Origin of the sequence: Kitasatospora sp. NPDC004745, assembly GCF_042873275.1 — a bacterium.
Classification (GTDB): domain Bacteria; phylum Actinomycetota; class Actinomycetes; order Streptomycetales; family Streptomycetaceae; genus Kitasatospora.
On the sequence record NZ_JBIALK010000022.1, the window covers coordinates 74581 to 99274 of the forward strand.

The following is a 24694-nucleotide window of genomic DNA, read 5'->3' on the forward strand; positions in this document are numbered from 1 at the left end:
GAGAGAGGGCGACGTGGAACTGGCAATCGCTCACGAGACCATCGCGCGATGGCAATTCGGCATCACCACCGTCTACCACTTCCTCTTCGTCCCGCTCACCATCAGCCTGGCCGCCATCGTGGCCGGCCTGGAGACGGCCTGGGTGCGGACGGACAAGGAGAAGTACTTCCACGCCACGAAGTTCTGGGGGAAGCTCTTCCTGATCAACATCGCGATGGGCGTGGTCACCGGCATCGTGCAGGAGTTCCAGTTCGGCATGAACTGGTCCGACTACTCCAGGTTCGTGGGAGACGTCTTCGGCGCCCCGCTCGCGATGGAGGCGCTGATCGCCTTCTTCTTCGAGTCCACCTTCATCGGCCTGTGGATCTTCGGCTGGGACAAGCTGCCGAAGAAGCTGCACTGCGCCTGCATCTGGATGGTCGCGCTGGGCACCGTGCTCTCCGCCTACTTCATCCTCGCGGCCAACTCCTGGATGCAGCACCCCGTCGGCTACACGATCGACCCGGCCACCGGCAAGGCGCAGCTCACCGACATCACCAAGGTCCTGTTCCAGAACACCACCCTGACCGTGGTGGCGCACACCCTGACCGCCGCCTTCCTCACCGGGGCCGCCTTCGTGGTCGGCATCGCCTCCTTCCACCTCTGGCGGGCCAAGCGCCGGCCCGAGGGCGCCGACCCGAAGAGGACCGCCGTGATGCGCACCTCGCTGCGGCTCGGCCTGGTGCTCGCCGTGGTCTTCGGCGCCGGCACCGCGCTCAGCGGCGACTCGCTCGCCAAGGTGATGTTCGAGCAGCAGCCGATGAAGATGGCCGCCGCCGAGGCGCTCTGGGACACCCAGTCGCCGGCGCCGTTCTCGATCTTCGCGGTCGGCGACGTGAGCAAGGGCCACAACTCGGTCGAGCTGGAGGTCCCCGGGATACTGTCCTTCCTCGCCCACAGCGACTTCAACTCCTCCGTCCCCGGCATCAACGACACCGCGGCCGCCGAGGCCGCCAGGTACGGGGGCGACCCCAAGGACTACATCCCGAGCATCTTCGTCACCTACTGGGGCTTCCGCCTCATGATCGGCTTCGGGATGACCTCCTTCGTGGCCGGCGTGATCGGGCTCTGGACCACCCGCCGCAGGCTGTTCCTGCGGCCGGAGTTCCGCACCGGCGACACCGAGGTCCCGCGGCTGATGCTCACCCCCGGGCGGGAGCTGGGGCCGTTCCTCACCAGGTGGAGCTGGCGGATCGGCATCCTGACCATGGGGTTCCCGCTGATCGCCAACAGCTTCGGCTGGATCTTCACCGAGATGGGCCGTCAGCCCTGGGCCGTCTTCGGCCTGATGACCACCGCGAACGCGGTCTCCCCCAACGTCGGGGTCGGCACCCAGATCGGCGCCCTCACCACCTTCACCGTGCTCTACGCGATCCTCGCCGTCGTCGAGGTCCGGCTGCTGGTCAAGTACGCCAAGGCCGGGCCGGTGGTGACCGAGCAGCCGCCCGCGAAGGACCCGTCGCTGCGCGGCCCGTCCGCGGACGACGAGGCCGACAAGCCTCTCGCCTTCGCCTACTGAGGACCACAGGGGATCTGACATGCAACTCCACGACGTCTGGTTCGTACTGATCGCCGTCCTGTGGATCGGCTACTTCTTCCTGGAGGGCTTCGACTTCGGGATCGGCATCCTCACCAAGCCGCTCGCCCGCGACACCGCCGAACGGCGGGTGCTGATCAACACCATCGGCCCGGTCTGGGACGGCAACGAGGTCTGGCTGCTGACCGCCGGCGGGGCCACCTTCGCGGCGTTCCCGGACTGGTACGCGACGCTGTTCAGCGGCTTCTACGTCCCGCTGCTGGTCATCCTGGTCTGCCTGATCGTGCGCGGCGTGGCCTTCGAGTACCGGGCCAAGCGCGAGGGCGCCCGCTGGCAGCGGAACTGGGAGGAGGCGATCTTCTGGACGTCGCTGATCCCGGCCTTCCTGTGGGGCGTGGCCTTCGCCAACATCGTGCGCGGCGTCGACATCGACGCGCAGAAGAACTACGTCGGCACCTTCTGGGACCTGCTCAACCCGTACGCGATCCTCGGCGGCCTGGTCACGCTCAGCCTGTTCACCTTCCACGGTGCGGTGTTCGCGGCGCTGAAGACCGTCGGCGGGATCCGCGAGCGGGCCAGGGCGGCCGCGCTGCGGACCGGCCTGGCCGCCGCGGTGCTGGCGCTGGTCTTCCTGGTCTGGACGCAGGGCGACAGCGGCAACGGCCGCAGCCTGGTGGCCCTGGTGGCGGCCGTGCTGGCGCTGGTCGGCGCCCTGGTGGCCACCCGGCTGGGCCGCGAGGGCTGGGCGTTCGTCCTCTCCGGGGCGACCATCGTGGCCGCCGTCGGGATGCTCTTCCTGGCGCTCTTCCCGAACGTCATGCCGTCGACCCTGAACGACGGGTGGAGCCTGACCGTGGGCAACGCGGCCTCCTCGCCGTACACGCTGAAGCTGATGACCGTGGTGGCCGCGGTGTTCACCCCGCTCGTGCTGCTCTACCAGGGCTGGACGTACTGGGTGTTCCGCAAGCGCATCGGCGTCCAGCACATCCCCGGGCACGCCCCGGCCGCCGCGCCCGAACAGGTGTGACGCCGTGAAGCCGGTCGACCCCCGACTGCTCGCCCAGGCCCGCACCACCCGGGCCTTCCTCGCCGGATCGGTCCTGCTCGGCGCGGCGGGCGCGGCCCTGGTGGTCGCGCAGGCCGGTCTGATCGCCGAGATCGTCGTCCGCGGCTTCCAGCGCGGCGCGACCACCGGCGAGCTGACCGCGCCGCTGCTGCTGCTCGTGCTGACGGCCGTCGGGCGCGGGCTGGTCGGCTGGCTCACCGAGCTCACCGCGCACCGGTCCGTCGCCCGGGTGAAGTCCACCCTGCGGCGCCGGCTGCTCGACCACGCCACCGCGCTCGGCCCGGCCTACCTGGCGGGCCGGCGCACCGGCGAGCTCACCACCCTCGCCACCCGCGGCGTCGACGCGCTGGACGACTACTTCTCCCGCTACCTGCCGCAACTGGCGCTCGCCGTGGTCGTCCCGGTGATCGTGCTGCTGCGGATCGTCGGCGCCGACCCGGCCTCGGCCGCGATCATCGCCGCGACGCTGCCGCTGATCCCGCTGTTCATGGTGCTGATCGGGATGGCCACCCAGGCCCGGATGGACCGGCAGTGGGACACCCTGGCCCGGCTCTCGCACCACTTCCTCGACGTGGTGGCCGGGCTGCCCACCCTCAAGGTGTTCAACCGGGCCCGCACCCAGGCCGCCACCATCGCCCGGATCACCGCCGACTACCGCCGGGCCACCCTGCGCACCCTGCGGATCGCCTTCGTCTCCTCCTTCGCGCTGGAGCTGCTCGCCACCCTCTCGGTCGCCCTGGTCGCGGTCACCGTCGGCTTCCGGCTGGTCGACGGCACGCTCGACCTGGAGACCGGGCTGATGATCCTGGTCCTCGCCCCCGAGGTCTACTTCCCGATCCGCCAGGTCGGCGCGCTCTACCACTCCAGCGTCGAGGGGCTGACGGCCGCCGACGAGATCTTCCGGGTGCTGGAGACCCCGCCGCCCGCGGCCGGCACGCGGCCCGCGCCCGACCTCACCGGTGCCGTGATCACCGCCCGCGGCCTGGTCGTCCGCCACCCCGGCCGGACCGAGCCCGCGCTGGACGGCGCCGCCCTCACCCTGCGCCCGGGCACCACCACCGCCCTCACCGGGCCGAGCGGGGCCGGCAAGTCCACCCTGGTCGCCGTCCTGCTCGGCCTCACCGCGCCGGACGCCGGCACCGTGCGGATCACCGCCGCCGACGGGCGCGACCACGACCTCGCCGAGCTGGACCCGGACGGCTGGCGGCGGCAGATCGCCTGGGTGCCGCAGCACCCGCACCTGTTCGCCGGCACCGTCGCCGAGAACCTCAGGCTCCACCGCCCGGACGCCGACGACGAGCAGCTCTGGCAGGCCCTGCGGGCCGCGCACGCGCTCGACTTCGTCACCCGCCTGGACGCGCCCCTCGGCGAGGACGGCGCCGGGCTCTCCGCCGGACAGCGGCAGCGGCTCGCGCTCGCCCGGGTGCTGCTCGCCGACGACCGCCCCCTGGTCCTCCTGGACGAGCCCACCGCCAACCTGGACGGCGCCTCCGAGGCCGCCGTCGTGGACGCCGTGCGGGGGCTCGCCGAGGACCGGCGCCGCACCGTGCTGGTGGTCGCGCACCGGCCGGCCCTGCTGGCCGTCGCGGACGAGCGGGTCCGGCTGGCGGGCCCCGTCGCCGGGCCGCCCGCCGCCGGGGAACCCGCCCCGGCGCCCGCCCCGCTCGCGCACAGCGGTCGGCCGACCGACGCCCCGGCCCCGGACGAGGAGCCCGCGGCCCCGGCGGCCGCCACCCCCCGGCTGGCGCTCGCCGTCCTGCTCGGCGCGCTCGCCCTCGGCTGCGCCGTGGCCCTGATGGCCACCTCCGGCTACCTGATCTCCCGGGCCTCCCAGATGCCGCCGGTGCTCTACCTGATGATGGCCGTCACCTCCGTACGGGCCTTCGGGATCGGCCGCAGCGTCTTCCGCTACGCCGAGCGGCTCGTCTCGCACGACGCCGTGCTGCGCACCCTCGGCACCCTGCGGGCCGCCGTCTACCGGCGGCTGACCGTGCTCGCCCCGGCCGGGCTGCCCGCCTTCCGGCGCGGCGACCTGCTCTCCCGGCTGGTCGCCGACGTCGACGCCGTCCAGGACCACTACCTGCGCTGGCGGCTGCCGGCCGCGGTGGCCGGCACGGTCTCGCTGGCCGCGGTGGTGGCGATGGGCGCGTTCCTGCCCGCCGCCGGGGCGGTGCTCGGGCTCGGCCTGCTGCTCGCGGGCGTGCTGGTGCCGGCCCTCGCCGCCCGGTGGTCGGCCGGCGCCGAACGGCGGCAGGCCCCGGCCCGCGGCCGGCTCGCCACCGCCGTCGTCGACGCCCTCACGGGCACCGCCGAACTCACCGTCGCCGGCGCGCTGCCCGGCCGGCTCGCCGCCGTCCGGGCCGCCGACGCCGCGCTCACCCGGCTGGCCGCCCGCTCCGCCGCCACCACGGCGCTCGGCACCGGGCTGATCGCACTGCTCACCGGGCTGACGGTGGCCGCCGCGGCCGCGGTCGGCGTCCAGGGGGTGCGCGCGGGCGCGCTGGCGCCGGTCTGCCTGGCCGTCGTGGTGCTCACCCCGCTGGCCGCCTTCGAGGCGGTCACCGGGATGCCGCAGGCCGTCCAGGCCCGTCAGCGCAGCCGGGCCGCGCGGGCCCGGCTCGACGAGGTGCTGCAGGCCGAGGCCGCGGTGGCCGAGCCGGCCGAGCCCGTCGCGCTGCCGGAGCACCCGCTGCCGGTCGCGGTGCGCGGGCTGACCGTCCGGCACCCCGGGCAGGCGGCGGACGCGCTCGCCGGGGTGGACCTCGACCTGTCCCCCGGGCGCCGGATCGCCGTGGTCGGCCCCTCCGGCTCCGGCAAGACCAGCCTGGCCCAGGCGCTGCTGCGGTTCCTGGAGCCGGGCGAGGGCGCCGTCACCTTCGCCGCAGGCCGCCCGGAGGCGGTGGACGGCCGCGCGCTCGCCGGTGAGGACGTCCGCCGGGTGATCGGGCTCTGCGCGCAGGACGCCCACGTCTTCGACAGCTCGCTGCGGGAGAACCTGCGTCTCGCCCGCCCGGGCGCCGGCGAGGACGAGCTGCGCGCCGCGCTCGCCGCCGCCCGCCTGCTGGACTGGACGGAGCGCCTGCCGCAGGGCCTGGACACCATGGTCGGCGAGCACGGCGCCCGGCTCTCCGGCGGCCAGCGGCAGCGGCTGGCCCTGGCCCGGGCCCTGCTGGCGGACTTCCCGGTGCTCGTCCTGGACGAGCCCGCCGAGCACCTCGACCTGCCCACCGCCGACGCGCTCACCGCCGACCTGCTGGCCGCCACCGCGGGGCGCAGCACCGTGCTGATCACCCACCGGCTGGCCGGGCTGGACGACACCACGGTGGACGAGGTGCTGGTGCTGGACGGCGGCCGGGTCGCCGAGCGGGGCCGCTGGTCGGAGCTGCTCGCGGACCGGGACGGGCGGCTGCACGCGATGTGGCGGCGGGAGCGGGAGGCGGACGGGCTGCTGGAGCCGGTGGGGTCCTGACCGCCGTCGTGCCGTCCTTCGGCTGAAAACCGTACAAACTAGGCTCTTCTTCATGGACCCCACGCCAGACCTCCCCGCGGCCGCCCCCGAGCCGACCCCCCACCGGGTGCCCGAGATCGCCTCGCTCGGCCTGGACACGCTGGTCACCGAGGTCGCGGAACGCCTCCAGTCGGCCGCCGCGGTGACCGACCGGATGCAGCGGCTGCTGGAGGCGGTGGTCTCGATCGGGGCGGGGCTCGACCTGCACGCCACCCTGCACCGGATCGCCACCGGCGCCGCCGAGCTCGTCGACGCCCGCTACGCGGCGCTCGGCGTGATCGCCCCCGGCGGCACCGGCCTGGCCGACTTCATCCACGTCGGCGTCGACGACGCCACCGCCGCCGCCATCGGCGAACTCCCGGCCGGCCGCGGCATCCTCGGCGCGCTCATCGACCGCCCCGAACCGCTGCGCCTCACCGACCTCGGCGCCGACCCGCGCTCCTCCGGCTTCCCGCCGCACCACCCGGAGATGAAGACCTTCCTCGGCGAGCCGATCCGGATCCGCGACGAGGTGTTCGGCAACCTCTACCTCACCGAGAAGCTGGGCGGCGGCGCCTTCACCCCCGAGGACGAGCAGGTGGTCCACGCCCTCGCCGCCGCGGCCGGCGTGGCGATCGAGAACTCGCGGCTGTACGAGGAGGGCCGGCGGCGGGAGCGGTGGATCGCCGGCGCCGCCGCCGTCACCACCGCGCTGCTCTCCACCGACCAGGCCGAGACCGCGCTGACCGTCGCCGCCGAACAGGTGCGGGAGCTGGCGGACGCCGCGCTCGGCATGATCCTGCTGCCGACCGGCCCGGTGGAGGGCGGCGACGGCCGGCCGGGCGACGGTCAGATGCGGGTCGCCCACGCCTCCGGCGAGGCCGCCGAGTTCGTCCGCGGCGAGCTGCTGCCCGAGGGCGGCCTCGCGGCCCGGCTGCTCGCCGGGGAGAGCGTCTACCTGGACGACATGTCCAGCGATCCGACGGTGGTGATCCGGGTCGCCCGCGGGTTCGGCCCGTCCATGGCCGTCCCGATGGTCGCCGCGGGCCGGGTGCTCGGCGGGCTCTGCGTCTGGCGTCCGCGCGGTGCGCTGCCGTTCACCGACGCCGAGAAGCAGCTCGCCGAGACCTTCGCCTCGCAGGCCGCGCTGGCCCTGCGGCTCGCGGAGGGCCAGCGCGACCAGCAGCGCCTGGCCGTCTTCCAGGACCGCGACCGGATCGCCCGGGACCTGCACGACCTGGTGATCCAACGGCTGTTCGCGACCGGGATGATGCTGGAGAGCGCGGCCCGCAGGTCCGTCGTCCCGGAGGTGAAGGTCGGCATCGGCAACGCGGTGGACGAGCTGGACGCCACCATCCAGGAGGTCCGCACAACCATCTACGCGCTCCAGCACGACAACCACGGGGACGCCCCGGACACCCTGCGCACCCGGGTGCTCCGGGAGGCCAGCCAGGCCGCGGCGGCGCTCGGGTTCAAGCCCTCGGTGAGCTTCGTCGGGCCGGTGGAGAGCCTGGTGGGCGAGCGGACCGGCCGTCAACTCCTGGCTGCGCTCCGGGAGATGCTCTCCAACACGGCCCGGCACGCGCGGGCCTCCCGGGTCGGGGTGGAGATCGACGCGACCGTGCACCTGGGCGACACCGGCCGGCCGGTCAGCGGCGATCCGGAGTCGCTGGAGCGGGCCGGCCGGCCGGGGGTGCTGCTCACCGTGACCGACGACGGCGTCGGCATCCCGGAGGGCGGCCGGCGCAGCGGCCTGCGCAACCTGACCCGGCGGGCCGAGGCGCTCGGCGGGGACGCCTGGCACGAGGCCGGGCCGCACGGGAGGGGCACCAGGGTCCGCTGGACGGCCCGGTTCTGACCGGTTCCGCACCCTGGAGCGGTCGGTTCCGGTTCCGCTTGCGGGTCGCTCCGGGGGTGCTCCGGGGCCCCTCCCGGCCCGGGCGCACCACCCTCACCCCGCCGGCGGGTGAAAGTTAAACGAGGGAGAACTTCCCGACCAACAGCGCAAGTTGTGAACGTTTTGGGCTTTCCGTGGGTCTGTGTGCACACATAGCTTTGCTCCCGTCTCGGAGGGGAAACCGGACGGGGGGAGCAGTGGACGCGTCGGGCCGCGGTCACACCGCAGCAGGGGCACATCGAGGCGGGTTCAGGGCCGAGCGAGCCCCGGACGGTCGGTACCGCTGGCAGTTGAAGGCGCCGAACGGGCGGGTGGTGGCGATCACCCCGGCCACGTTCGACACGCCCGGCGAGGCCGAACGCGGCTTCGACGGGCTGCGGGCGGGCGCCGCCGAGCTCACCGCGCGGATCACCCACGTCCGGGACGGCATCGGCTGGATCTGGGTCATCCCCGGTTCGCGCACCCTCCCGGAGGTGCGCTCCAGCCGCGCGTACGAGCGGTACGCGACCTGTCAGAACGCCTTCCGGCGCTTCGTCGTGCTGCTCGCCAAACAACCCGCGCGCGAGCTACCGCCCCGCGAACTCCCTTCGAAGACGGTGCCGTTGAGACGCCCCGATGGCCGCTGAGCGGCGCGGTCCGCGGCTGCTGATCGTCCCCGCACCCGACCGCTGCCTCGGCTGGGCGCTGCGCGCCGCCAACGGCCGGCCGCTCGGCGTCGGCGTGCGCACCTACCGCAGCGAGGAGGAACTCGCCGAGGCGGTACGGGAACTGCTCATCGAACGGGCTGCACTGCGGTGCTCGGTCGTCCAGTCCGAGGGCCGCCAGTGGGCGTGGTCCGCCCACCTGCCGGTGCGCAGCACCCGGCGGGCCGCCGTCGAACCCGCTCCGGTCGCCCGCAGCGCGCGCGGGTACCTCCGGCGCGACCAGTGCCAGGCCGGCGTGGAGGGCTTCCTGGCCGGACTCCAGTGGCTCGGGCAGGAGTCGCGGCGCGCCGGGCGGGACGCCCGCTGGCCGCTGTAGGCCGTGCCCGGCCGGTCCGCACGTGCAGTCCGGGTAAAGCGCAGGTATCCGGCAACACCCCGAGTCGCCACCTGGAGAAGAACGTCACCGGCCGCCGGGGCACCCGTCACCGGTCCACCGCGAGCCTCCTGACCAGTGGCTAAACCTCGTCGAAGCGATGAGTCGACATTCCCGACCCGCCCTCGACCACCCTTCCGGCGGAACCTGCCCGCCGGACAGGATCGGCACTGCCGGAGCGGCCGCCGCGGACGCGGCCACCGGCCCCGCACTCCCACCGGAGTCCGGGTCACGCGATGGACGTCTCTCCCACCGGAGGAAGAGAAACATGCGTAAGACCGCTGCCAAGCTGCTCACCGTCGCCGCCCTCGCGACCTCCCTGGCCACCGTCGCCAGCGGCACCGCCCTGGCCGACCCGGCCTCGCTGCCGGCCGCGCAGGACATCGTCGGCGTCGGCTCGGACACCACCCAGGCGCTGCTGAACCAGTTCTCCACCGACTACAACGCGACGGTGGCCGGCACCACCGCGCCGCGGCTCTACAGCTGGGACGCCACCGGCACCTCGCCGATCACCACCAAGACGGGCGCCACCTCCATCGCCCGCCCGAACGGCTCCGGCGCCGGCATCACCGCGCTGAACACCAACACCAGCGCCACGGTCGACTTCGCCCGCTCCTCGCGCGGCCCGGCGGCCACCGACCCGACCACCGACGACTTCATCGCCTACGCGAAGGACGCGGTCTCCTGGGCGGCCCTGGGCACCGGCGGCCACGCGCCGGCCAACCTGACGACGGCCAACCTGAAGGACATCTACACCTGCGCCGTCACCAAGTGGAACCAGATCGACCCGTCGCTCTCCTCCGCCACCATCAAGCCCCAGCTGCCGCAGGCCAGCTCCGGCACCCGCTCCTTCTTCCTGCAGGCCATCGGCGGCGGCACCGCCGTCACCCCGGGCGCCTGCGTCACCACCGGTGTCCAGGAGAACCAGGGCTCCGACCCGGTCCTCAACGACGCCGACATCCTGGTGCCCTACTCCGTCGCCCACTACATCGGCCAGGTGTACTTCGGCAAGGGCAGCGGCTCCGACGTCCAGGGCCCGCTGACCATCCGCAGCGTGAACGGCATCGCCCCGGTCGACACCGTGAACAAGGTCATCAGCTCCAGCTACGCCGCCACCGCGTACGGCCGCGTGGTCTACAACGTCGTGCGCCACGCCGAGTGGATCGCCACCGACACCCACGGCACCGCCCTGCGCGCGATCTTCGGCCCGACCGGCTGGATCTGCAAGAGCGGCTCCGCGGACATCAAGAGCTACGGCTTCCTGCCGCTGCCGTCCTTCGCCTGCGGTAGCGCCACCCACTCCTGAGCCGTCCCGCTCCACCCGGCGGCCACGGGCCCCGCGCCCGTGGCCGCCGGCCGCACCGACAGCCACACCACCTCTCCCAAGGAGCTCCGCATGGCAAGATCGCGCGCACGCCTGGCCGCAGCCGGCGCCGCCGTCGTCCTCACCGTGACCGGCCTGAGCGGTGCGGCCGCCGCCGACGCGGCCACGCCGTCCACCGGCAGCGCGGTGATCACCAACGACGCCACCTTCCTGGCCCAGGCCGCCCTCAAGGGCATCCTGGTCGTCCCGCTGCAGCCGGCGGCGCCGGCCTACGACAGCACCACCGGCCTCACCACCACCTTCCCGGTGACCGGCGGCGCCGCGAACATCCCGCAGTTCTACGGGGACGTGAACCTCGGTGGCGGCCTGCTCTTCGTCAACCTCGCCAACGGCAAGAGCGTGACGTTCAAGCAGCTGGACTTCCACGTCGACACCTGGCAGATCAACGCCGTCCCGGTCGGCGGCACCACGTCCGTCGCGCTGCTGGACCCGGCGGGCGACAACGTGATCGGCCGGACCGGCACCACCCAGAACCTCTCGGCCTCCAGCCTCCAGGTGGACGCGGCCGGTGCGCAGTACCTCGACGCCAAGCTCGGGACGAGCTTCTTCACCGAGGGCCAGTCGGTCGGCTCGCTCGCGCTGACCTTCACCCAGGGAAGCTGACCGGCAGTTTCGGGGCGGCTTCGCCGCAGGTCGACGGGTCCGCGCCTCGGCGCGGGCCCGTCCGCATTCGGAGTTCCCAACTCCGGTGCGGAGTCGTCGCGTTGTGGTCTCGTACACCCGGTCGACCCGATCCGGCCATGTCCGGCTGGCCGAATGGTACGCACCGGAGCCATCGATCACAGCGCGACCGACCCTCGTGCCGCCGCGGCGGCCGCAACCCCCGGAGGTGCCCGCCATGAGAATCCGCGAACCCGACCCCGGACACCGGGGGAGGTGGAGCCGGCGCCTGTCGGCGCTGACCCTCGTCTGGGCGGTCGTGGCGGCGATCGCGGTGGTCCCGCTCGGCCTGGGCACCGCCCCGCAGGCGCACGCGGCGGGCTCCACCACGGTCACGGGGCCCAAGGTGTGGCAGCCGGCCAGCGGCAGCTACGGCCCCGAGGGCAGCGTGACGGTCTCGCAGACCGGCAACCTGACCAACCAGGTGGTGCAGGTCTCCTGGAGCGGCTTCACCCCCACGGTCGGCCGGCCCGGCGGCGAGCCCGTGACGGTCGTCCAGCCCTACTCGGACAAGGCGATGTACCCCGTCCGGATCTACCAGTGCCGCGGCGAGGACCCGGCGATCACCGACTGCTACGGCAGCACCCTGTACGGCGGTGACCGGGACAAGGGCTTCGAGCAGAAGTTCCCGGCGGCGGGCAACGCCCCCGACTTCCCGTCCAACGCGGTGATCGCCCCGACCGGCCCGGACGGCTCCGGCGCCGCCTCGATCGAGATCCTCACCGGCCAGCAGGCCCCCACGCTGGGCTGCGACGCGCAGCACAAGTGCTCGATCGTCGTCGAGCCCAACTACGGCGGCGACCCGCTCGACCTCCACCAGGAGCAGAACGGCGTCCCGAACTGCGACAACCACGCGATCGACGACGACGGCTTCTTCTTCTACGCGGCGACCGACAGCGTCATGCAGGGCGTGGAGAACTGGGTCACCGGGAACAACGCCAACGAGCAGTGCGCCTGGCGCAACCACGTGGTGGTCCCGCTGGACTTCGCCCCGGCGCCCGCCGACTGCAAGGTCCAGCAGGCGTCCTTCAGCACCGCCGGCCTGGAGATGGCCAACCGGACCATGCAGCAGTGGCGGACCGGGCTCTGCCTGGGCAGCTCCCCGATGTCGCTGCAGTACATCATCGCCACCGGCGAGCCGCAGGCCCGCGCCGACTTCCTGGCCGGCACCGGCACCGACCTCGCCCTGGTCGCCCGGCCCGACCGCTCGCCGGCGCCCCGCCCGTACGTCTACGCCCCGCTGGCCAGCACCGGCATCTCCGTGGTGTACGTGGTCGACGACCCGACCACCGGCCGCCAGATCCGGGACATGAAGCTGAACGCTCGGCTGCTCGCCAAGATGCTCACCCAGTCGTACGCCGCGCTGGGCCCGGTGATCCCCTCCGTGGAGGGCAACCCCAACTGCCTCTTCGCCGACCCGGAGTTCCGCGCGCTCAACCCCGAGAGCGCCAACCTGCACTGGCCGAACTGCAGTTCGCCGGAGGAGCTGACCCCGACCGTGGTCGGCGGCACCACCGACCTCACCTACCAGCTGACCTCCTGGATCGCCGCCGACCCGGACGCCGCCCAGTTCCTGCAGGGCGCGCCCGACCAGTGGGGCATGCACGTCGACACCTTCTACCTGCGGCCCGCGTTCACCGGCTACCCGGTCGAGGCGCTCCAGCGGCAGGACAACTCCGGCGTCCCCGGCGGCAAGGACGCCGCGGGCATCTGGAAGCAGCTGGAGTGGAACCCGACCCTCGGCGGTCTGGTCGACGTCTCCCGGACCATCCTGCAGAACCGGATGACGGCGCTCTCCTCCAACATCCTCAACGGCAACTACCAGAAGCGCCCGGCGCAACCCCAGGGCAGCCGACGGCTGTTCGCCATCATGGACGCCGGCCAGGCCCAGGCCTACAGCCTGCCGGAGGCCGCGCTGAGGAACCCGGCCGGCGGCTTCGTCCAGCCCGACCGGTCCGGCTTCGCCGCCGCCGTGGCGGACATGCCGGTCGACGCCCTCACCGGGACCCAGACCCTCCCCTACGGGCAGGCCGGCAGCGACTTCGCGCGGGACCAGCGGGCCTACCCGCTGACCGCCGTGCAGTACGCGATGGTCCCCACCGCGGGCCTGTCCGCCGAGAAGAGCGCCGCCGTGGCCACCTTCCTCGGCAAGGTCACCGACCCGGGCTGGGGCCAGCTCTACGGCGTCGAGCCCGGCCGGCTCGCACCGGGCTTCCTCGGACTGACGCAGGCCCAGCTCGCCCAGGCCCAGGACGCGGTGAAGCACGTCTCGGCCCAGGACGGCAGCTACCCCGGCAACCAGACGCCGCCCGCGCCCACCACCGAGCCGAAGCCCCCGACCACCGCTCCCGACGGCGGCGGGACCGCCACCGGCGCCGGCTCGACGGGCGGTACCACCGCGGGCGGCACCGCGGCGACCGGCGGCACCGGCCAGTCCGGCGACGGCGGCGCCACCGGTGCCACGGGGAGCGGCGGAGCGACCGGCACCGGGGACGCCACCGGCGGCAGCGGCTCCACCACCGGCTCCACCACCGGCTCGACGATCGGTTCCACGACCGGCTCCACGGGCACCGGCAGCAGCCTCGGTTCCGGTGGCACCGGGAGCGCCGCGACGGCCGGCGGCGCGGCCACCTCCGCCCCGGTGGCGGCCAAGGCCACCCCGGGCGCCACCCCCGCGGCCACCGGCGGCCCGCTGGCCGCCGCCCCGGTCGCGGCCGGCGCCCCCGCGCCCGACCGGCCCGGCACCGCCCGGCTGCTGCTGCCCGTCGCCCTGATCGCCGGCCTGGTGCTGCTGGTCGGCGGACCGGCCGCGCTGTTCCTCGGCGGCACCCCGGCGGGGGCCAAGGCCCTGGCCGGTGTGCGGGCCCAGTGGGCGCGACTGCGCCGCAGGGGCTGAGACCGCGGCGCGCGGTGCTCGGCGGGGCCGCCGTCCCGGCCCCGCCGAGCCCGCGGCCCGCCGCGCACGCCGTTCGTCGGATCCGCCGTTTCCGAGCGCGCCGTTCCCCGAGCGCGTTCCCCGAGCGCGTTCCCCGAGCACCCCGTTCCCGAGCACCCCGTTCCCGAGCACGGAGAGCAGACCATGACAGCCGCCGCCGAGCCCGCGGCACCGCACGACGGAGCACCGTCGCGCCGCGACGGCCGCCCCGACCCCGACGTCCCGCGCGCCATCACCTCCCCCGCGACCCCCGGCGACCGGGTCTTCCGCGGGGTGCTGCGGCTGGCCGGCCTCTCGGTCTTCGCGATCATGGGGCTGATCGCCTTCTTCCTGGTGCTGCGCGGCACCGACGCCCTGCGGGTCGTCGGCTGGTCCTTCCTGACCGAGCAGAAGTGGCAGACCGCCGCCCACAACTTCGGCATCGCCGCCGTCCTGCCCAACGGCCTGCTGATCGCGGTGATCGCGCTGGTCATCGCCGTCCCGGTGGCGCTCGGCACGGCCGTCTTCATCGCCGAGTACGCGCCGGTGCGGCTGCGGGCCGCGCTGATCTCGCTGGTCGACCTGATGGCGGCGATCCCCAGCATCGTCTACGGCCTGTGGGGCCTGTTCTTCCTGCAGCCGAGGATCATCGGGTTCGTCCGCTGGCTGGCCAACCACCTCGGCGACACCGTCCCCTTCCTCAAGGTGCGCACCGGTGACATCGGGACCTCGTACACCTCGTCCACCTTCATCGCCGGCGTGGTGGTCGCCCTGATGATCATCCCGATCATCACCTCGCTCAGCCGGGAGGTCTTCTCGCAGGCGCCGCAGGGCGAGCGGGAGGGCGCCTACGCGCTGGGCTCCACCCGCTGGGGGATGGTCCGCACCGTGGTGCTGCCGTTCGGCCGCGGCGGGGTGATCGGCGCGGTGATGCTGGGCTTCGGCCGGGCGATGGGCGAGACGATCGCCGTCGCGCTGATCATCTCGCCGAACTTCAAGGCCATCACCCACGTGCTGGAGAACGGCGCCAACTCGATCTCCGCGCTGATCGCGCTGCGGTTCGGTGAGTCGGACCGGCTCTCCCTCTCCGCGCTGATGGCGGCCGGGCTAGTGCTGTTCGCGCTCACCCTGCTGGTGAACGTGGCGGCCGGCTTCGTGATCAACCGGTCCCGCTCCGGCTCGGCGACGGCGGACTGACCATGACGAACCGTCACCAGGACCGCCACCCGAGCCGCCACCCGAGCCGTCGACCGGGCCACCGCCGGGACCGTCACCAGGACCGCCACCCGCACCGGCGGGCAGCCCGCGCGACCCACCGCGAGACCCACCGTGAAGGGACCACCCGATGACCACGCTCGACCTGCCGCCGGTCGCGGCGCCCGGGCCCGCCGGCGACCCGGCGCCCGCGGCGCCCGCCCCGCCCCGGCCCGAGAAGCGGGTCCGGCTCGGCGGCGTCACCCGCGACGACGTCCTCACCGTGGCCGGCGCGCTGACCGGCTCGCTCGGCCTGGTCTGGATGCTGTACGAGCGGATCCTGCCGTTCAGCGGCGCCTTCGGCTTCCTGGTCTGCTGGTACCTGCTCTTCCTGCTCGGCTACTACGGCCTCGGCCGGCTGCAGTGGAACCGGATGATGGTCCGGGACCGCCTGGTCGGCGTGGTCGCCTGGAGCTCCGGCGCGCTCGTGGTCGCCCTGATCGTCGACCAGATCGGCTACGTGGCGAGCCGCGGCTACGAGGCCGCCCAGCACCTCAACTTCTTCACCGAGTCGATGGAGCACACCGGGCCGCTCAACCCGATCACCTCGGGCGGCGCCCTCAACGCCGTCGTCGGATCGCTCGAACAGCTGGGCCTGGCGACGCTGTTCGCCGTTCCGCTGGGGATCGCCGCGGCGGTCTTCATGTCCGAGGTCGGCGGCCGGATGGCCCGCCCGGTGCGCACCCTGGTCGAGGCGATGACCGCACTGCCGTCCATCGTGGCCGGACTCTTCATCCTCGGCGTCGTCATCATCACCTTCGGCTTCGAGAAGAGCGGCTTCGCGGCCTCGCTGGCGCTCACCGTGATGATGATGCCGATCGTCACCCGGGCCGCCGAGGTGGTCATCAGGCTGGTGCCGGGCACCCTGCGCGAGGCCTCGTACGCGCTGGGCGGCAGCCAGTGGCGGACGGTGTGGAACGTGGTGCTGCCGACCGCCCGGCCCGGCCTGGTGACGGCCGTGGTGCTCGGCATGGCGCGCGGCGTCGGCGAGACCTCGCCGGTCCTGCTCACCTCCGGCTTCACCTCGCAGTTCAACGGCAACCCGTTCGAGGAGCACCAGGTCTCGCTGCCGCTGTACATCTGGAACTACGTCAAGCAGCCCTACGACGGCATGATCGCGCGCGGCTTCGCCGCCGGACTGACCCTGATGGGCGTCGTGCTGATCCTCTTCGTCACCGCACGGGTGCTCGGCGGCCGCCGGCCCGGGCAGCTGACCCGCGCCCAGAAGCGCCGGATCGCCCGCGAGGCCCGCCGCCTGGAGGCGGCCGCCGCGCACGCCGTCGCCACCCCGTACGGGCTCCGGCCGAGGAGGCGCTGATGTCCGGCCGGGCCGACGACCTGCCGGCGACCCACCGGGCCGGCGACCTGCCGGCGACCCACCGGGCCGGCGACCTGCCGGAGACCCACCGGGCCGGCCCAGCGCCGGCGCCCCGATCCGCCGGCCCGGTGCCGGCGACCCGACCGACCACCCTCCGTACCAGAGGAGTTCCCATGTTCCGGGAGGCCGCAAGGCGCTCCGTGGCCCGGCTGCTCGCGGGGCTGCTGTCCCTGCTGCTCGCCGCGGCCTCCCTGCTGACCGGGCTGAGCACCCCGGCGTACGCGGCGGTCGCGCTGAGCGCCGACGGCTCCAGCTGGGCCGGTCCGGCGATCGACCAGTGGCGCCAGGACGTCGCCTCGCAGGGCATCCAGATCAACTTCAACCCGGTCGGCTCGGCGGCCGGCCGCAACCAGTGGTCGATCGGCCAGGACGACTTCACCGCCTCCGACGTGCCGTTCCGCTCCGCGCCGGACACCGGCCTCGGCCAGTCCGGCCACAGCTCCGGCTCCGGCGAGCCGGAGAACCCCACCTACGGCTTCTCCTACGTGCCGATCACCGCGGGCGGCACCACCTTCATGTACAACCTGGTCGTCGGCGGCAAGCAGGTCCGCGACCTGCGGCTCTCCCCGCAGAGCGTGGTGGACATCTTCACCGGGAAGATCACCAACTGGAACGACCCGAGGATCACCGCCGACTACGGGAAGGCCCTGCCCAGCCTGCAGATCACCCCGGTGATCCGCTCCGACGGCTCCGGCGCCACCGCGCAGTTCACCCGGTGGATGGAGCACACCCACAAGGCCCAGTGGGACGACTACTGCACGTCGGTCAACGGCGTCACCTGCGGCGACTACACCGAGTTCTTCCCGTCCTCCGGCCGGATGGTCGCGCAGAACGGCTCCGACGTGGTGGCCGGCTACATCAAGGCCTCCTCCAACGTCGGCACCATCGGCTACGACGAGTACGCCTTCGCCAAGCGCAGCAACTGGCCGGTCGTGAAGGTGCTCAACCAGGCCGGGTACTACTCCCTGCCGACGGCCTCCAACGTGGCCGTGGCGCTCACCGCCGCCAGGATCCGCGGCGTCGACGACGGCACCGCGCCGAACGACCCGAACTACCTGCAGCAGAACCTCGACGGCGTCTACACCATGGACGACCCGCGCGCCTACCCGATCTCCAGCTACAGCTACCTGATCGTGCCGCGGGCCGGGGCGGCCCTCCCCCCGCCGCCGCGGTTCACCAACGACAAGGGCGGCGCGCTCAGCCGCTTCCTCGACTACGTGCTCTGCGAGGGCCAGGGCGAGGCCGACGGCCTCGGCTACTCGCCGATCCCGCGCGGACTGGTCCGCGGCGGACTGCTGCAGACCAAGAGCATCCCGGGCAACGCCAGCAAGGTCGACCCGAACACCCTCGCCAACTGCCCCAACCCGACCTTCAACGCGGCCGGTGAACTGACCGTCCTCAAGAACGCCCCGCAGCCCAGCCCCTGCGACAAGCAGGGCACCCCGCTGGACTGCACCGTGCAGAACGGCCAGCCGGTCAAGACAGGTTCGGGCTCCGGTGGCTCGACCGGCGGCGCCGGCAGCACGGGCGGCTCGGCGGCGGCGGGCGGGGCCGGCGGCACCGGCGGCTCGGGTGGCGGGAGCGGTGCGCGCACCGGCGCCGGCACGGCCGCGGGCGGCACCGGCGGCAGCGGCGGCACCGGTGGGGGGTCCGGCGGGGCCGGCACCGGTGGTGCGGGCGGTACCGGCGGGACGGGCGGCACCGCCGGGTCCGGCGGGGCGGGTGCCGCCGGTGGCGGCGACGCGGCCGCCGCCGGCGACCCGAACGCGGCCGGCGGAGCGGCCCCGGGCGAGGACCCGACCACCGAGGACGTGATCGACCCGCAGACCGGCCAGGTGGTGGCCCGCGCCCGGGCCGGCGGCGAGGTCGCGGCGAACGTGGTCGAGGTCGCCGGCAAACCCGAGGACTGGACGCTGAGCACCCTCACCGCCGTCGAACTGCTCGCCGTCGTGCTCGTCCCGCCGCTGCTCGGCCGGCGCCTGCTGCGCCGGCGCAAGTCCTCGGACGGCACCTCGTGACCGCCCCCGTGCTGGAGAAGCCGGCCGCCGCCCCCGCGCGGCCGGCCGGGCCCGCCGGCGCACCGCCCGCGGGCCCGGCACCCCGGCCCGCCGTCACCCCCGCCCGCCGCCGCTTCCTCCAGGGCGCCTGGGCGGCCAGCCTGCTGGCCGCGCTCGTCCTCGGCTTCGTCGGCTACCTGTTCACGCTCTCGCACCTGCAGGAGCGGCACTACCAGTCCACCGCCCACAAGACCTTCCGCGACCAGCTCGCCCGGGCCGTCGCACCCACCGGGACGGCCGCCGACGGCGCCCCGGTGGCCCTGCTGGACATCCCGGCGATCGGGCTGCACCAGGCCGTCGTGGTCGAGGGCACCACCGGCCGGGACCTCATGCGCGGGCCCGGCCACCGCCGCGACACCGCGCTGCCCGGCCAGGGCGGCGTGGCCGTCGTGTTCGGCCGCGGCGCCACCTTCGGCGCGCCGTTCGCCAGGCTCTCCGAGCTGCGGGTCGGCGACCGGATCGAGGCCACCACCGGGCAGGGGAAGTTCAGCTACACCGTCAACGTGTACGGCGACGGCGACCACCCGATCAGCGACCCGGTCCGCAACCGGCTCGTCCTGGTCACCGGGGACTCCGACTGGATCCCCGGTTCCACCGTGATGATCGGCGCCCGGCTGGACGGCGACCCGGAGCAGAACCCCGGCGGACGGCCGGCGACCGTCGCCTACGACAAGGCGCTGGCCGCCGACAAGGGCGCGCTGGCCGCGCTGCAGCTGTGGTCGCTCGGCCTGCTGGGGGCGGTGGTCGGCGCGCTCCTGCTGGCCCGCCACTGGCGGCGCTCGGCCGCCTACCTGAGCGCCGCGCCGGTGGTCGCCGCCCTGCTCTGGGCGGTCTACGAGAACGCCGCCGCCCTGCTGCCCAACCTCTACTGACGCGCGCCCGGAGGCCCGTACCGATGACGGATGCACCGATGACCGACCTGCCGATCACCGACCTCCCGGCGGCCGGCCCGACGACCGGCGCCGGGGCCGTGGACCCGGTCGCCGACACCCTCACCCTCCCGCCGACGCCACCCGGCGCGCACCCCGGCGGGCCGCTGGCCGGGCTGGAGACCCGCGAGGTCTCCGCCTGGTTCGGCACCCACAAGGTGCTGGAGCGGGTCTCGCTCGCCATGCCGGCCGGCGAGGTCACCGCGCTGATCGGCCCGTCCGGCTGCGGCAAGTCCACCTACCTGCGGATCCTCAACCGGATGCACGAGATGGTCCGCGGCGCCGCCCTCTCCGGCGAGGTGCTGCTGGAGGGGGACGACGTCTACCGCCCCGGGCGGCGCCCCGCCGAGGTGCGGCGCCGGATCGGCATGGTCTTCCAGCGCCCCAACCCGTTCCCGGCGATGTCCATCCAGGACAACGTGGCCAGCGGGCTGAAGCTCGCCGGGATCAAGGTGTCCAAGGAGGAACGCCGCGACCTCGTGGAGACCAGCCTGCGCCGGGCCGGGCTCTGGGAGGAGGTCTCCGGCCGGCTGCACACCCCGGGCGGCGCGCTCTCCGGCGGGCAGCAGCAACGCCTGTGCATCGCGAGGTCGTTGGCGGTCTCGCCGGACATCCTGCTGATGGACGAGCCGTGCTCGGCGCTCGACCCCACCTCCACCCGGCGGGTCGAGGAGACCATCGCCGAACTGCGCGGGCGGCTCACCATCGTGATCGTCACCCACAACATGCAGCAGGCCCAGCGGGTCTCGCAGACCTGCGCGTTCTTCCTGGCCACCCACGACACCCCGGGGCGGATCGTCGAGGCCGGGCCGACCGCACAGGTCTTCGGCGACCCGCGCGACCAGCGGACCTCGGACTACGTCAACGGCCGCTTCGGGTAGGGCCGGCCGCCGGGATCGGCGGGACCGGAGCCGGCCGCCGGGATCCGCCGGCCGGGCCCGGCCGTCAGCTCCGGGGGAGGGCGAGGAGCTCCTCGAGCACCGCCGCGACGCCGTCCTGCTTGTTGCTCACGGTGTGCCGCGCCACCGCCGCCAGCACCTGCGGGTGCGCGTTGGCGACGGCGTAGGCGGTGCCCGCCCAGTCCAGCATCTCCAGGTCGTTCGGCATGTCGCCGAAGGCCACCACCTCGCTCCGGTCGATCCCATGCCCGGCGCACCAGTGGGCCAGCGTGCTGGCCTTGGTGACGCCGGGCGCGCTGATCTCCAGCAGCGGGATCGGCGCCGAGCGGGTGATCTCGGCCAGGTGCCCGGCCGCCTCCCGGGCCTCCGAGAGCAGCTTGTCCGGGTCGAGGTCCGGGTGCTTGGCCAGCAGCTTGAACAGGCCCCGGACCGCCCCACCGGCCCCCAGCAGCTCCTCCGCCGGGCCGATCGGATGGTCCTCGTCCTCGCCCCACATCGGCACCTCGTACCCGGGCTCGCGGGCGAACCCGGCCGGGTACTCGAAGGCGAACGAGGTGCCGGGCAGCTTGGCCCGCAGCACCTCCACCACCTCCAGCGCCGTCGCGGCCGGGAGCGGGAACGACTCCAGCAGCTCGCCGCGCCGGACGTCCACCACCGCGCCCCCGTTCGAGCAGATCGCCAGCCCGTGGCCGGCGATGTGCGCGCTCACCTGCTGCATCCAGCGCGGCGGCCGCCCGGTCACGAACACCACCTGCACCCCGGCCGCCTCCGCCGCCGCCAGGGCCGCTGCGGTGCGTTCGCTGACGGTGCCGCCGGCGCACAGCAGGGTGCCGTCCAGGTCGGTGGCGATGAGGCGGGGAGCGGTGCGCGGTTCGGTCACCGGTCCATCTTCGCCCATGGGTACGGCGCCGGTCACCGCCGAGGTTGCGGTCGCCCGGCGGGGCCCGCGGGCCGTCTCCCGGACTCCTCCCGGCCGCCCGCCGTCCGCGTCACGGCCGGGTGCCGTCCGCCCGCGAGCCCGCTTTCGGTCCCCGAGGCGCCGTTTCCGGCCTATTCCCCGGTGGCCGGCGTGTCCTGCCCGGGGCGGCGGGCAGGACTGTGGACGGTGTCCCCGTCGGCAGGAAGAGCCATGCCCACTCGCCAGCTCGGACAGCAGCACCCCGTGACCGCCCCGCCCGCCGCCGCCCGCCCCGGCCGCCCGCCGGACGTACGGGACGACTCCCCGCCCGACCCGCCGTCCGGCTCCCCGTCCGGTTCCCCGTCCGACGTCGCACCCGACTTCGCGCCCGAGGCCTCGCGCGAGCCGGTCCTGCTCGGCGACGTCCTCTTCCACGCCCTCGCCGAGATCGCCCGCCGCGCCCCCGAGTCCCGGTTCCCGGCCCAGCGCACCCGCCCGCACCCGTAGCCGGGCGTCCGGCCGCCCCGGCGATCCGGCCGCCGACTACGTGAGCTGGGCGAGGCCCTCGGTGGCGATCCGCTCGAACACCGCGAGGTCGTTCTCGAAGATCGAGTCCGGCACCGGCCAGTGGACCACCAGCTCGGTGATCCCCAGCTCGCGGTACGTCCCGGCCCAGTCGACGAAGGCGTCCAGCGAGGCCAGCGGCTTCTCCGCCGTCGAGCCCTGCAGCAGCACCTTCTCCAGCGCGGCCACGTCCCGGCCCTTCGCCTCGCAGGCCGCCGTCAGCTTCGCGATCTGCTGCGCGATCACCGCGGGCGCCTGCTCCACCGGCACGTCCGCGGGCCCCTTCGGGTCCCCGTACGTCACCCACCCCTGCCCGTGCTCGGCCGCCAGCCGCAGCCCGCGCGGCCCGGTCGCGGCGACGTAGAACGGCACCCGCGGCGACTGCACGCACCCGGGGACGTTCCGCGCCTCGACCGCCGAGTAGTACGTGCCCTCGCGGGTCGTCGCGTCGGTGCGCAGCAGCTCGTCCAGCAGCGGCAGGAACTCGCCGAACCGGTCCGCCCGCTCCTTCGGCGACCACGCCTCCTGCCCCATCGCCGTCGCGTCGAAGCCCGTCCCGCCGGCCCCGATCCCCAGCGTCACCCGCCCGCCGGACACGTCGTCCAGCGTGATCAGCTCCTTGGCCAGGGTCACCGGGTGCCGGAAGTTCGGCGACGTGACCAGGGTCCCGAGGCGGATCCGCTCGGTCGCGCACGCCGCCGCCGTCAGGGTCGGGACGGAGCCGAACCAGGGCTCGTCGCGGAACGACCGCCAGGACAGGTGGTCGTAGGTGTACGCGGCGTGGAACCCGAGGTCCTCGGCCCGCCGCCAGATCTTCTGCCCCTCGCTCCACCGGTGGATGGGGAGGATCACGGTGCTCAGACGCATAGGGCCGACCCTACGCCGCCCAACGGCCGCCGACGTGGCGCACACCGCAGTATGCTCGCCTCATGGCAGCTACTACCCGCATCACGGTCACTCTGCCGTCCGAGCAGGTGGCCGAGCTCAAGAAGCTCACCGACAACGTCTCCGGCTATGTGGCGGAAGCCGTCGCCCGCCAGATCCGTCACCAACTGCTCGCGGAGGAACTACGCCGCCACGAGGACGAGCACGGCGAGTTCACCGATGAGGAACTGGCGACCGCCCAATCCCGGATCTTCGGATCGGCCGAGTCCGAGTCCTCGGCGAACGCGGCGTGACCAACCGCATCGAGACCGTCGTCCTGGACTCCCAGGGGTTGTCCGCCTGGATCTCGCAGGACCGGGGCGTGCTCGCGATGCTCCGGTCCTTCCACACCATGGCGGCTGACCTGGTGGTCTGTTCCAACACCATCGTGGAGGTGGCGCACGCACGAGTGAACACTCCCCGGCTGAACTGGATTCTCTCCCAGGTCAAGGTGGAGGCGGTCACCGAACAGGCGGCTCGGGCCGCTGCGGCACTGCTCAAGCAGGCCGGCCTGCACGGCCACAAGTACGCGATCGACGCCACCGTCGCCGAGATGGCGCTCCGCCAGCCCGGACCGGTAGCGGTGCTGACGTCGGACGTCGACGACATGGCGAAGCTCTGCGGCACCCGGGTTCGGCTCGTCGGGATCTGAGTCGGAGCGAGGCCCGGACGGGCCGCGCACTCCGTCCTGACGGATCGCGTGTCCGGTGGCCGGCTCCCGGATCCGGCGGTGCGGACCGGGTCACCGTCGGAATCAGCGCTGGAGCCAGCTCAGCAGGGCCGTCGCCGTGAACACCGCGCCCGACGTCAGGCAGACCGCGCGCGGGGTCAGCCACCCGGGGCCTTCCGGGGCCGGCCGCGGAGGCGGGGGCTGCGGGGCCGGAGCCAGCAGCGCGTCCGCGAAGGCCCGGGCGGTCGGCGGTCGGTCCGCCGGATCGACGGACATCGCGGTCCGCAGCAGCAGGGCGACGTTCGGTGGGAGCTCCGTTCCGGCCGGGAGCGCCGACAGCGTCGAGGCGGTCGGCCGGTCGGTCATCAGGGCCGTGGCGCGCCCGCCGGGGCCGAAGGGCTTCTGCCCGGTCAGCAGCTCGTAGGCCACCACGGCCAGCGCGTACACGTCGGCCCTCCCGTCGAACCCGCCGGTCTGGAAGGCCTGTTCCGGTGCCATGTACGCGGGTGTGCCCGTGGTCACCGTCAGCCCGGACGCGTCGGCCAGCTGCTTCGCACTGCCCAGGTCCGCCACCAGCACCGCGGCGGGCACCGGGCCGGTGGCGAGCAGCAGGTTGGACGGCTTGACGTCGCGGTGCACCACGCCCGCCTCGTGCAGGACCTGGACCGCGTAGCCCGCCTCCGCGGCCAGCCGCAGCGCCTCCTGCGGGTCGCACCGCCCGACCCGGTCCGCGAGGGTGCCGCCGGGTACGTAGTCCATGACGAAGTAGGGCCGGTCCTCCTGCACCCCGACGTCGTGCACCCGGACCACCCGCGGGCTGGCGATCCGGCGCAGCAGCCTCGCCTCCGTCAGGAACCGCTCGCGCACATCGGCGTTGGCGGCCCAGTTCTCGGCCAGCACCTTCACCGCGACCTCGGTGTCGAGCTCCGGATCGTAGGCCTTCCAGACCGTCGCGAAGGAGCCGGCTCCGAGCCGCTCCGTGAGGAGGTAACGGCCGAGCTTGCGCATGTGGCAGCATTCTGCCGGAGTCGGGGGGAGCGCGGAACTCCCGTTCGACGAG

General features: G+C 74.1%; 20 protein-coding genes. 17 read left to right on the plus strand and 3 right to left on the minus strand.

Annotation, left to right across the window (positions count from 1 at the left end; translation table 11 throughout):
- Nucleotides 1-13 precede the first annotated feature (13 nt).
- The 14 genes from ACFYUY_RS29385 to ACFYUY_RS29450 all read left to right on the plus strand — a co-directional run bounded on the left by ACFYUY_RS29385 (nt 14) and on the right by ACFYUY_RS29450 (nt 20560).
- Nucleotides 14-1558 carry a cytochrome ubiquinol oxidase subunit I gene (locus ACFYUY_RS29385; RefSeq protein ID WP_387905088.1) on the plus strand — a complete coding sequence of 515 codons (1545 nt, stop codon included), beginning with the start codon at nt 14-16 and terminating at the stop codon, nt 1556-1558.
- A 19-nt stretch (nt 1559-1577) separates the two neighbouring features.
- Nucleotides 1578-2603 (plus strand): cytochrome d ubiquinol oxidase subunit II, encoded by a 1026-nt coding sequence (gene cydB / locus ACFYUY_RS29390; protein WP_360211940.1) that lies wholly within the window; start codon nt 1578-1580, stop codon nt 2601-2603.
- Nucleotides 2604-2607: 4 nt separating this feature from the next.
- Nucleotides 2608-6111, plus strand: coding sequence for a thiol reductant ABC exporter subunit CydD (cydD, locus tag ACFYUY_RS29395; RefSeq protein WP_387905090.1), 3504 nt, complete (start codon nt 2608-2610; stop codon nt 6109-6111).
- 52 nt (nt 6112-6163) lie between these two features.
- Entirely contained in the window at nt 6164-7987 is a 1824-nt protein-coding gene (locus ACFYUY_RS29400; protein ID WP_387905093.1) for a GAF domain-containing protein, read from the plus strand.
- A gap of 329 nt (nt 7988-8316) precedes the next feature.
- The gene (locus ACFYUY_RS29405; protein ID WP_387905095.1) at nt 8317-8652 is read left to right on the plus strand and encodes a hypothetical protein; all 336 of its coding nucleotides are present in this window, start codon (nt 8317-8319) and stop codon (nt 8650-8652) included.
- Nucleotides 8642-9046, plus strand: a complete 405-nt coding sequence (locus ACFYUY_RS29410) for a hypothetical protein (protein WP_360211932.1) — start codon at nt 8642-8644, stop codon at nt 9044-9046. Before ACFYUY_RS29405 ends, ACFYUY_RS29410 begins: the two co-directional genes overlap by 11 nt.
- 325 nt (nt 9047-9371) lie before the next feature.
- Nucleotides 9372-10409: a PstS family phosphate ABC transporter substrate-binding protein gene (locus ACFYUY_RS29415; RefSeq protein WP_387905097.1), complete on the plus strand. Its 1038-nt coding sequence runs from the start codon at nt 9372-9374 to the stop codon at nt 10407-10409.
- A gap of 90 nt (nt 10410-10499) precedes the next feature.
- Nucleotides 10500-11090, plus strand: coding sequence for a hypothetical protein (locus tag ACFYUY_RS29420; protein WP_387905100.1), 591 nt, complete (start codon nt 10500-10502; stop codon nt 11088-11090).
- Between the two features lie 235 nt (nt 11091-11325).
- A complete protein-coding gene (locus ACFYUY_RS29425; RefSeq protein WP_387905103.1) occupies nt 11326-14043 on the plus strand; it encodes a hypothetical protein in 2718 nt (905 codons plus the stop codon).
- Nucleotides 14044-14226: 183 nt separating this feature from the next.
- On the plus strand, nt 14227-15258 hold the full coding sequence (gene pstC, locus ACFYUY_RS29430) for a phosphate ABC transporter permease subunit PstC (protein ID WP_360211924.1): 1032 nt from the start codon (nt 14227-14229) through the stop codon (nt 15256-15258).
- A gap of 148 nt (nt 15259-15406) precedes the next feature.
- Nucleotides 15407-16633 (plus strand): phosphate ABC transporter permease PstA, encoded by a 1227-nt coding sequence (gene pstA, locus ACFYUY_RS29435; protein ID WP_360211922.1) that lies wholly within the window; start codon nt 15407-15409, stop codon nt 16631-16633.
- Nucleotides 16634-16806: 173 nt separating this feature from the next.
- Nucleotides 16807-18711 carry a phosphate ABC transporter substrate-binding protein PstS gene (locus ACFYUY_RS29440; protein ID WP_360211920.1) on the plus strand — a complete coding sequence of 635 codons (1905 nt, stop codon included), beginning with the start codon at nt 16807-16809 and terminating at the stop codon, nt 18709-18711.
- Entirely contained in the window at nt 18708-19622 is a 915-nt protein-coding gene (locus ACFYUY_RS29445; protein WP_387905107.1) for a class E sortase, read from the plus strand. Before ACFYUY_RS29440 ends, ACFYUY_RS29445 begins: the two co-directional genes overlap by 4 nt.
- 38 nt (nt 19623-19660) lie before the next feature.
- Nucleotides 19661-20560: a phosphate ABC transporter ATP-binding protein gene (locus ACFYUY_RS29450; protein WP_387905109.1), complete on the plus strand. Its 900-nt coding sequence runs from the start codon at nt 19661-19663 to the stop codon at nt 20558-20560.
- Nucleotides 20561-20624: 64 nt separating this feature from the next.
- Here the strand turns inward: ACFYUY_RS29450 and ACFYUY_RS29455 are convergent, their stop codons facing one another.
- The gene (locus ACFYUY_RS29455) at nt 20625-21476 is read right to left on the minus strand and encodes an HAD family hydrolase (RefSeq protein WP_387905111.1); all 852 of its coding nucleotides are present in this window, start codon (nt 21474-21476) and stop codon (nt 20625-20627) included.
- Between the two features lie 231 nt (nt 21477-21707).
- Between ACFYUY_RS29455 and ACFYUY_RS29460 the strand changes: the two genes are divergently transcribed.
- Nucleotides 21708-21983, plus strand: coding sequence for a hypothetical protein (locus tag ACFYUY_RS29460; RefSeq protein ID WP_360211912.1), 276 nt, complete (start codon nt 21708-21710; stop codon nt 21981-21983).
- 36 nt (nt 21984-22019) lie between these two features.
- Here ACFYUY_RS29460 and ACFYUY_RS29465 read toward each other — a convergent pair whose 3' ends face one another.
- Nucleotides 22020-22907, minus strand: coding sequence for an LLM class flavin-dependent oxidoreductase (locus ACFYUY_RS29465; RefSeq protein WP_387905113.1), 888 nt, complete (start codon nt 22905-22907; stop codon nt 22020-22022).
- Between the two features lie 62 nt (nt 22908-22969).
- On the opposite strand from ACFYUY_RS29465, the gene ACFYUY_RS29470 reads away from it, so the two are divergent.
- Together ACFYUY_RS29470 and ACFYUY_RS29475 are read left to right on the plus strand one after the other, a co-directional pair.
- Entirely contained in the window at nt 22970-23218 is a 249-nt protein-coding gene (locus tag ACFYUY_RS29470; RefSeq protein ID WP_387905114.1) for a hypothetical protein, read from the plus strand.
- The gene (locus ACFYUY_RS29475) at nt 23215-23616 is read left to right on the plus strand and encodes a DNA-binding protein (protein ID WP_387905116.1); all 402 of its coding nucleotides are present in this window, start codon (nt 23215-23217) and stop codon (nt 23614-23616) included. Before ACFYUY_RS29470 ends, ACFYUY_RS29475 begins: the two co-directional genes overlap by 4 nt.
- Nucleotides 23617-23718: 102 nt before the next feature.
- Here ACFYUY_RS29475 and ACFYUY_RS29480 read toward each other — a convergent pair whose 3' ends face one another.
- Nucleotides 23719-24642 carry a serine/threonine-protein kinase gene (locus ACFYUY_RS29480; RefSeq protein ID WP_387905118.1) on the minus strand — a complete coding sequence of 308 codons (924 nt, stop codon included), beginning with the start codon at nt 24640-24642 and terminating at the stop codon, nt 23719-23721.
- Nucleotides 24643-24694: the final 52 nt, after the last annotated feature.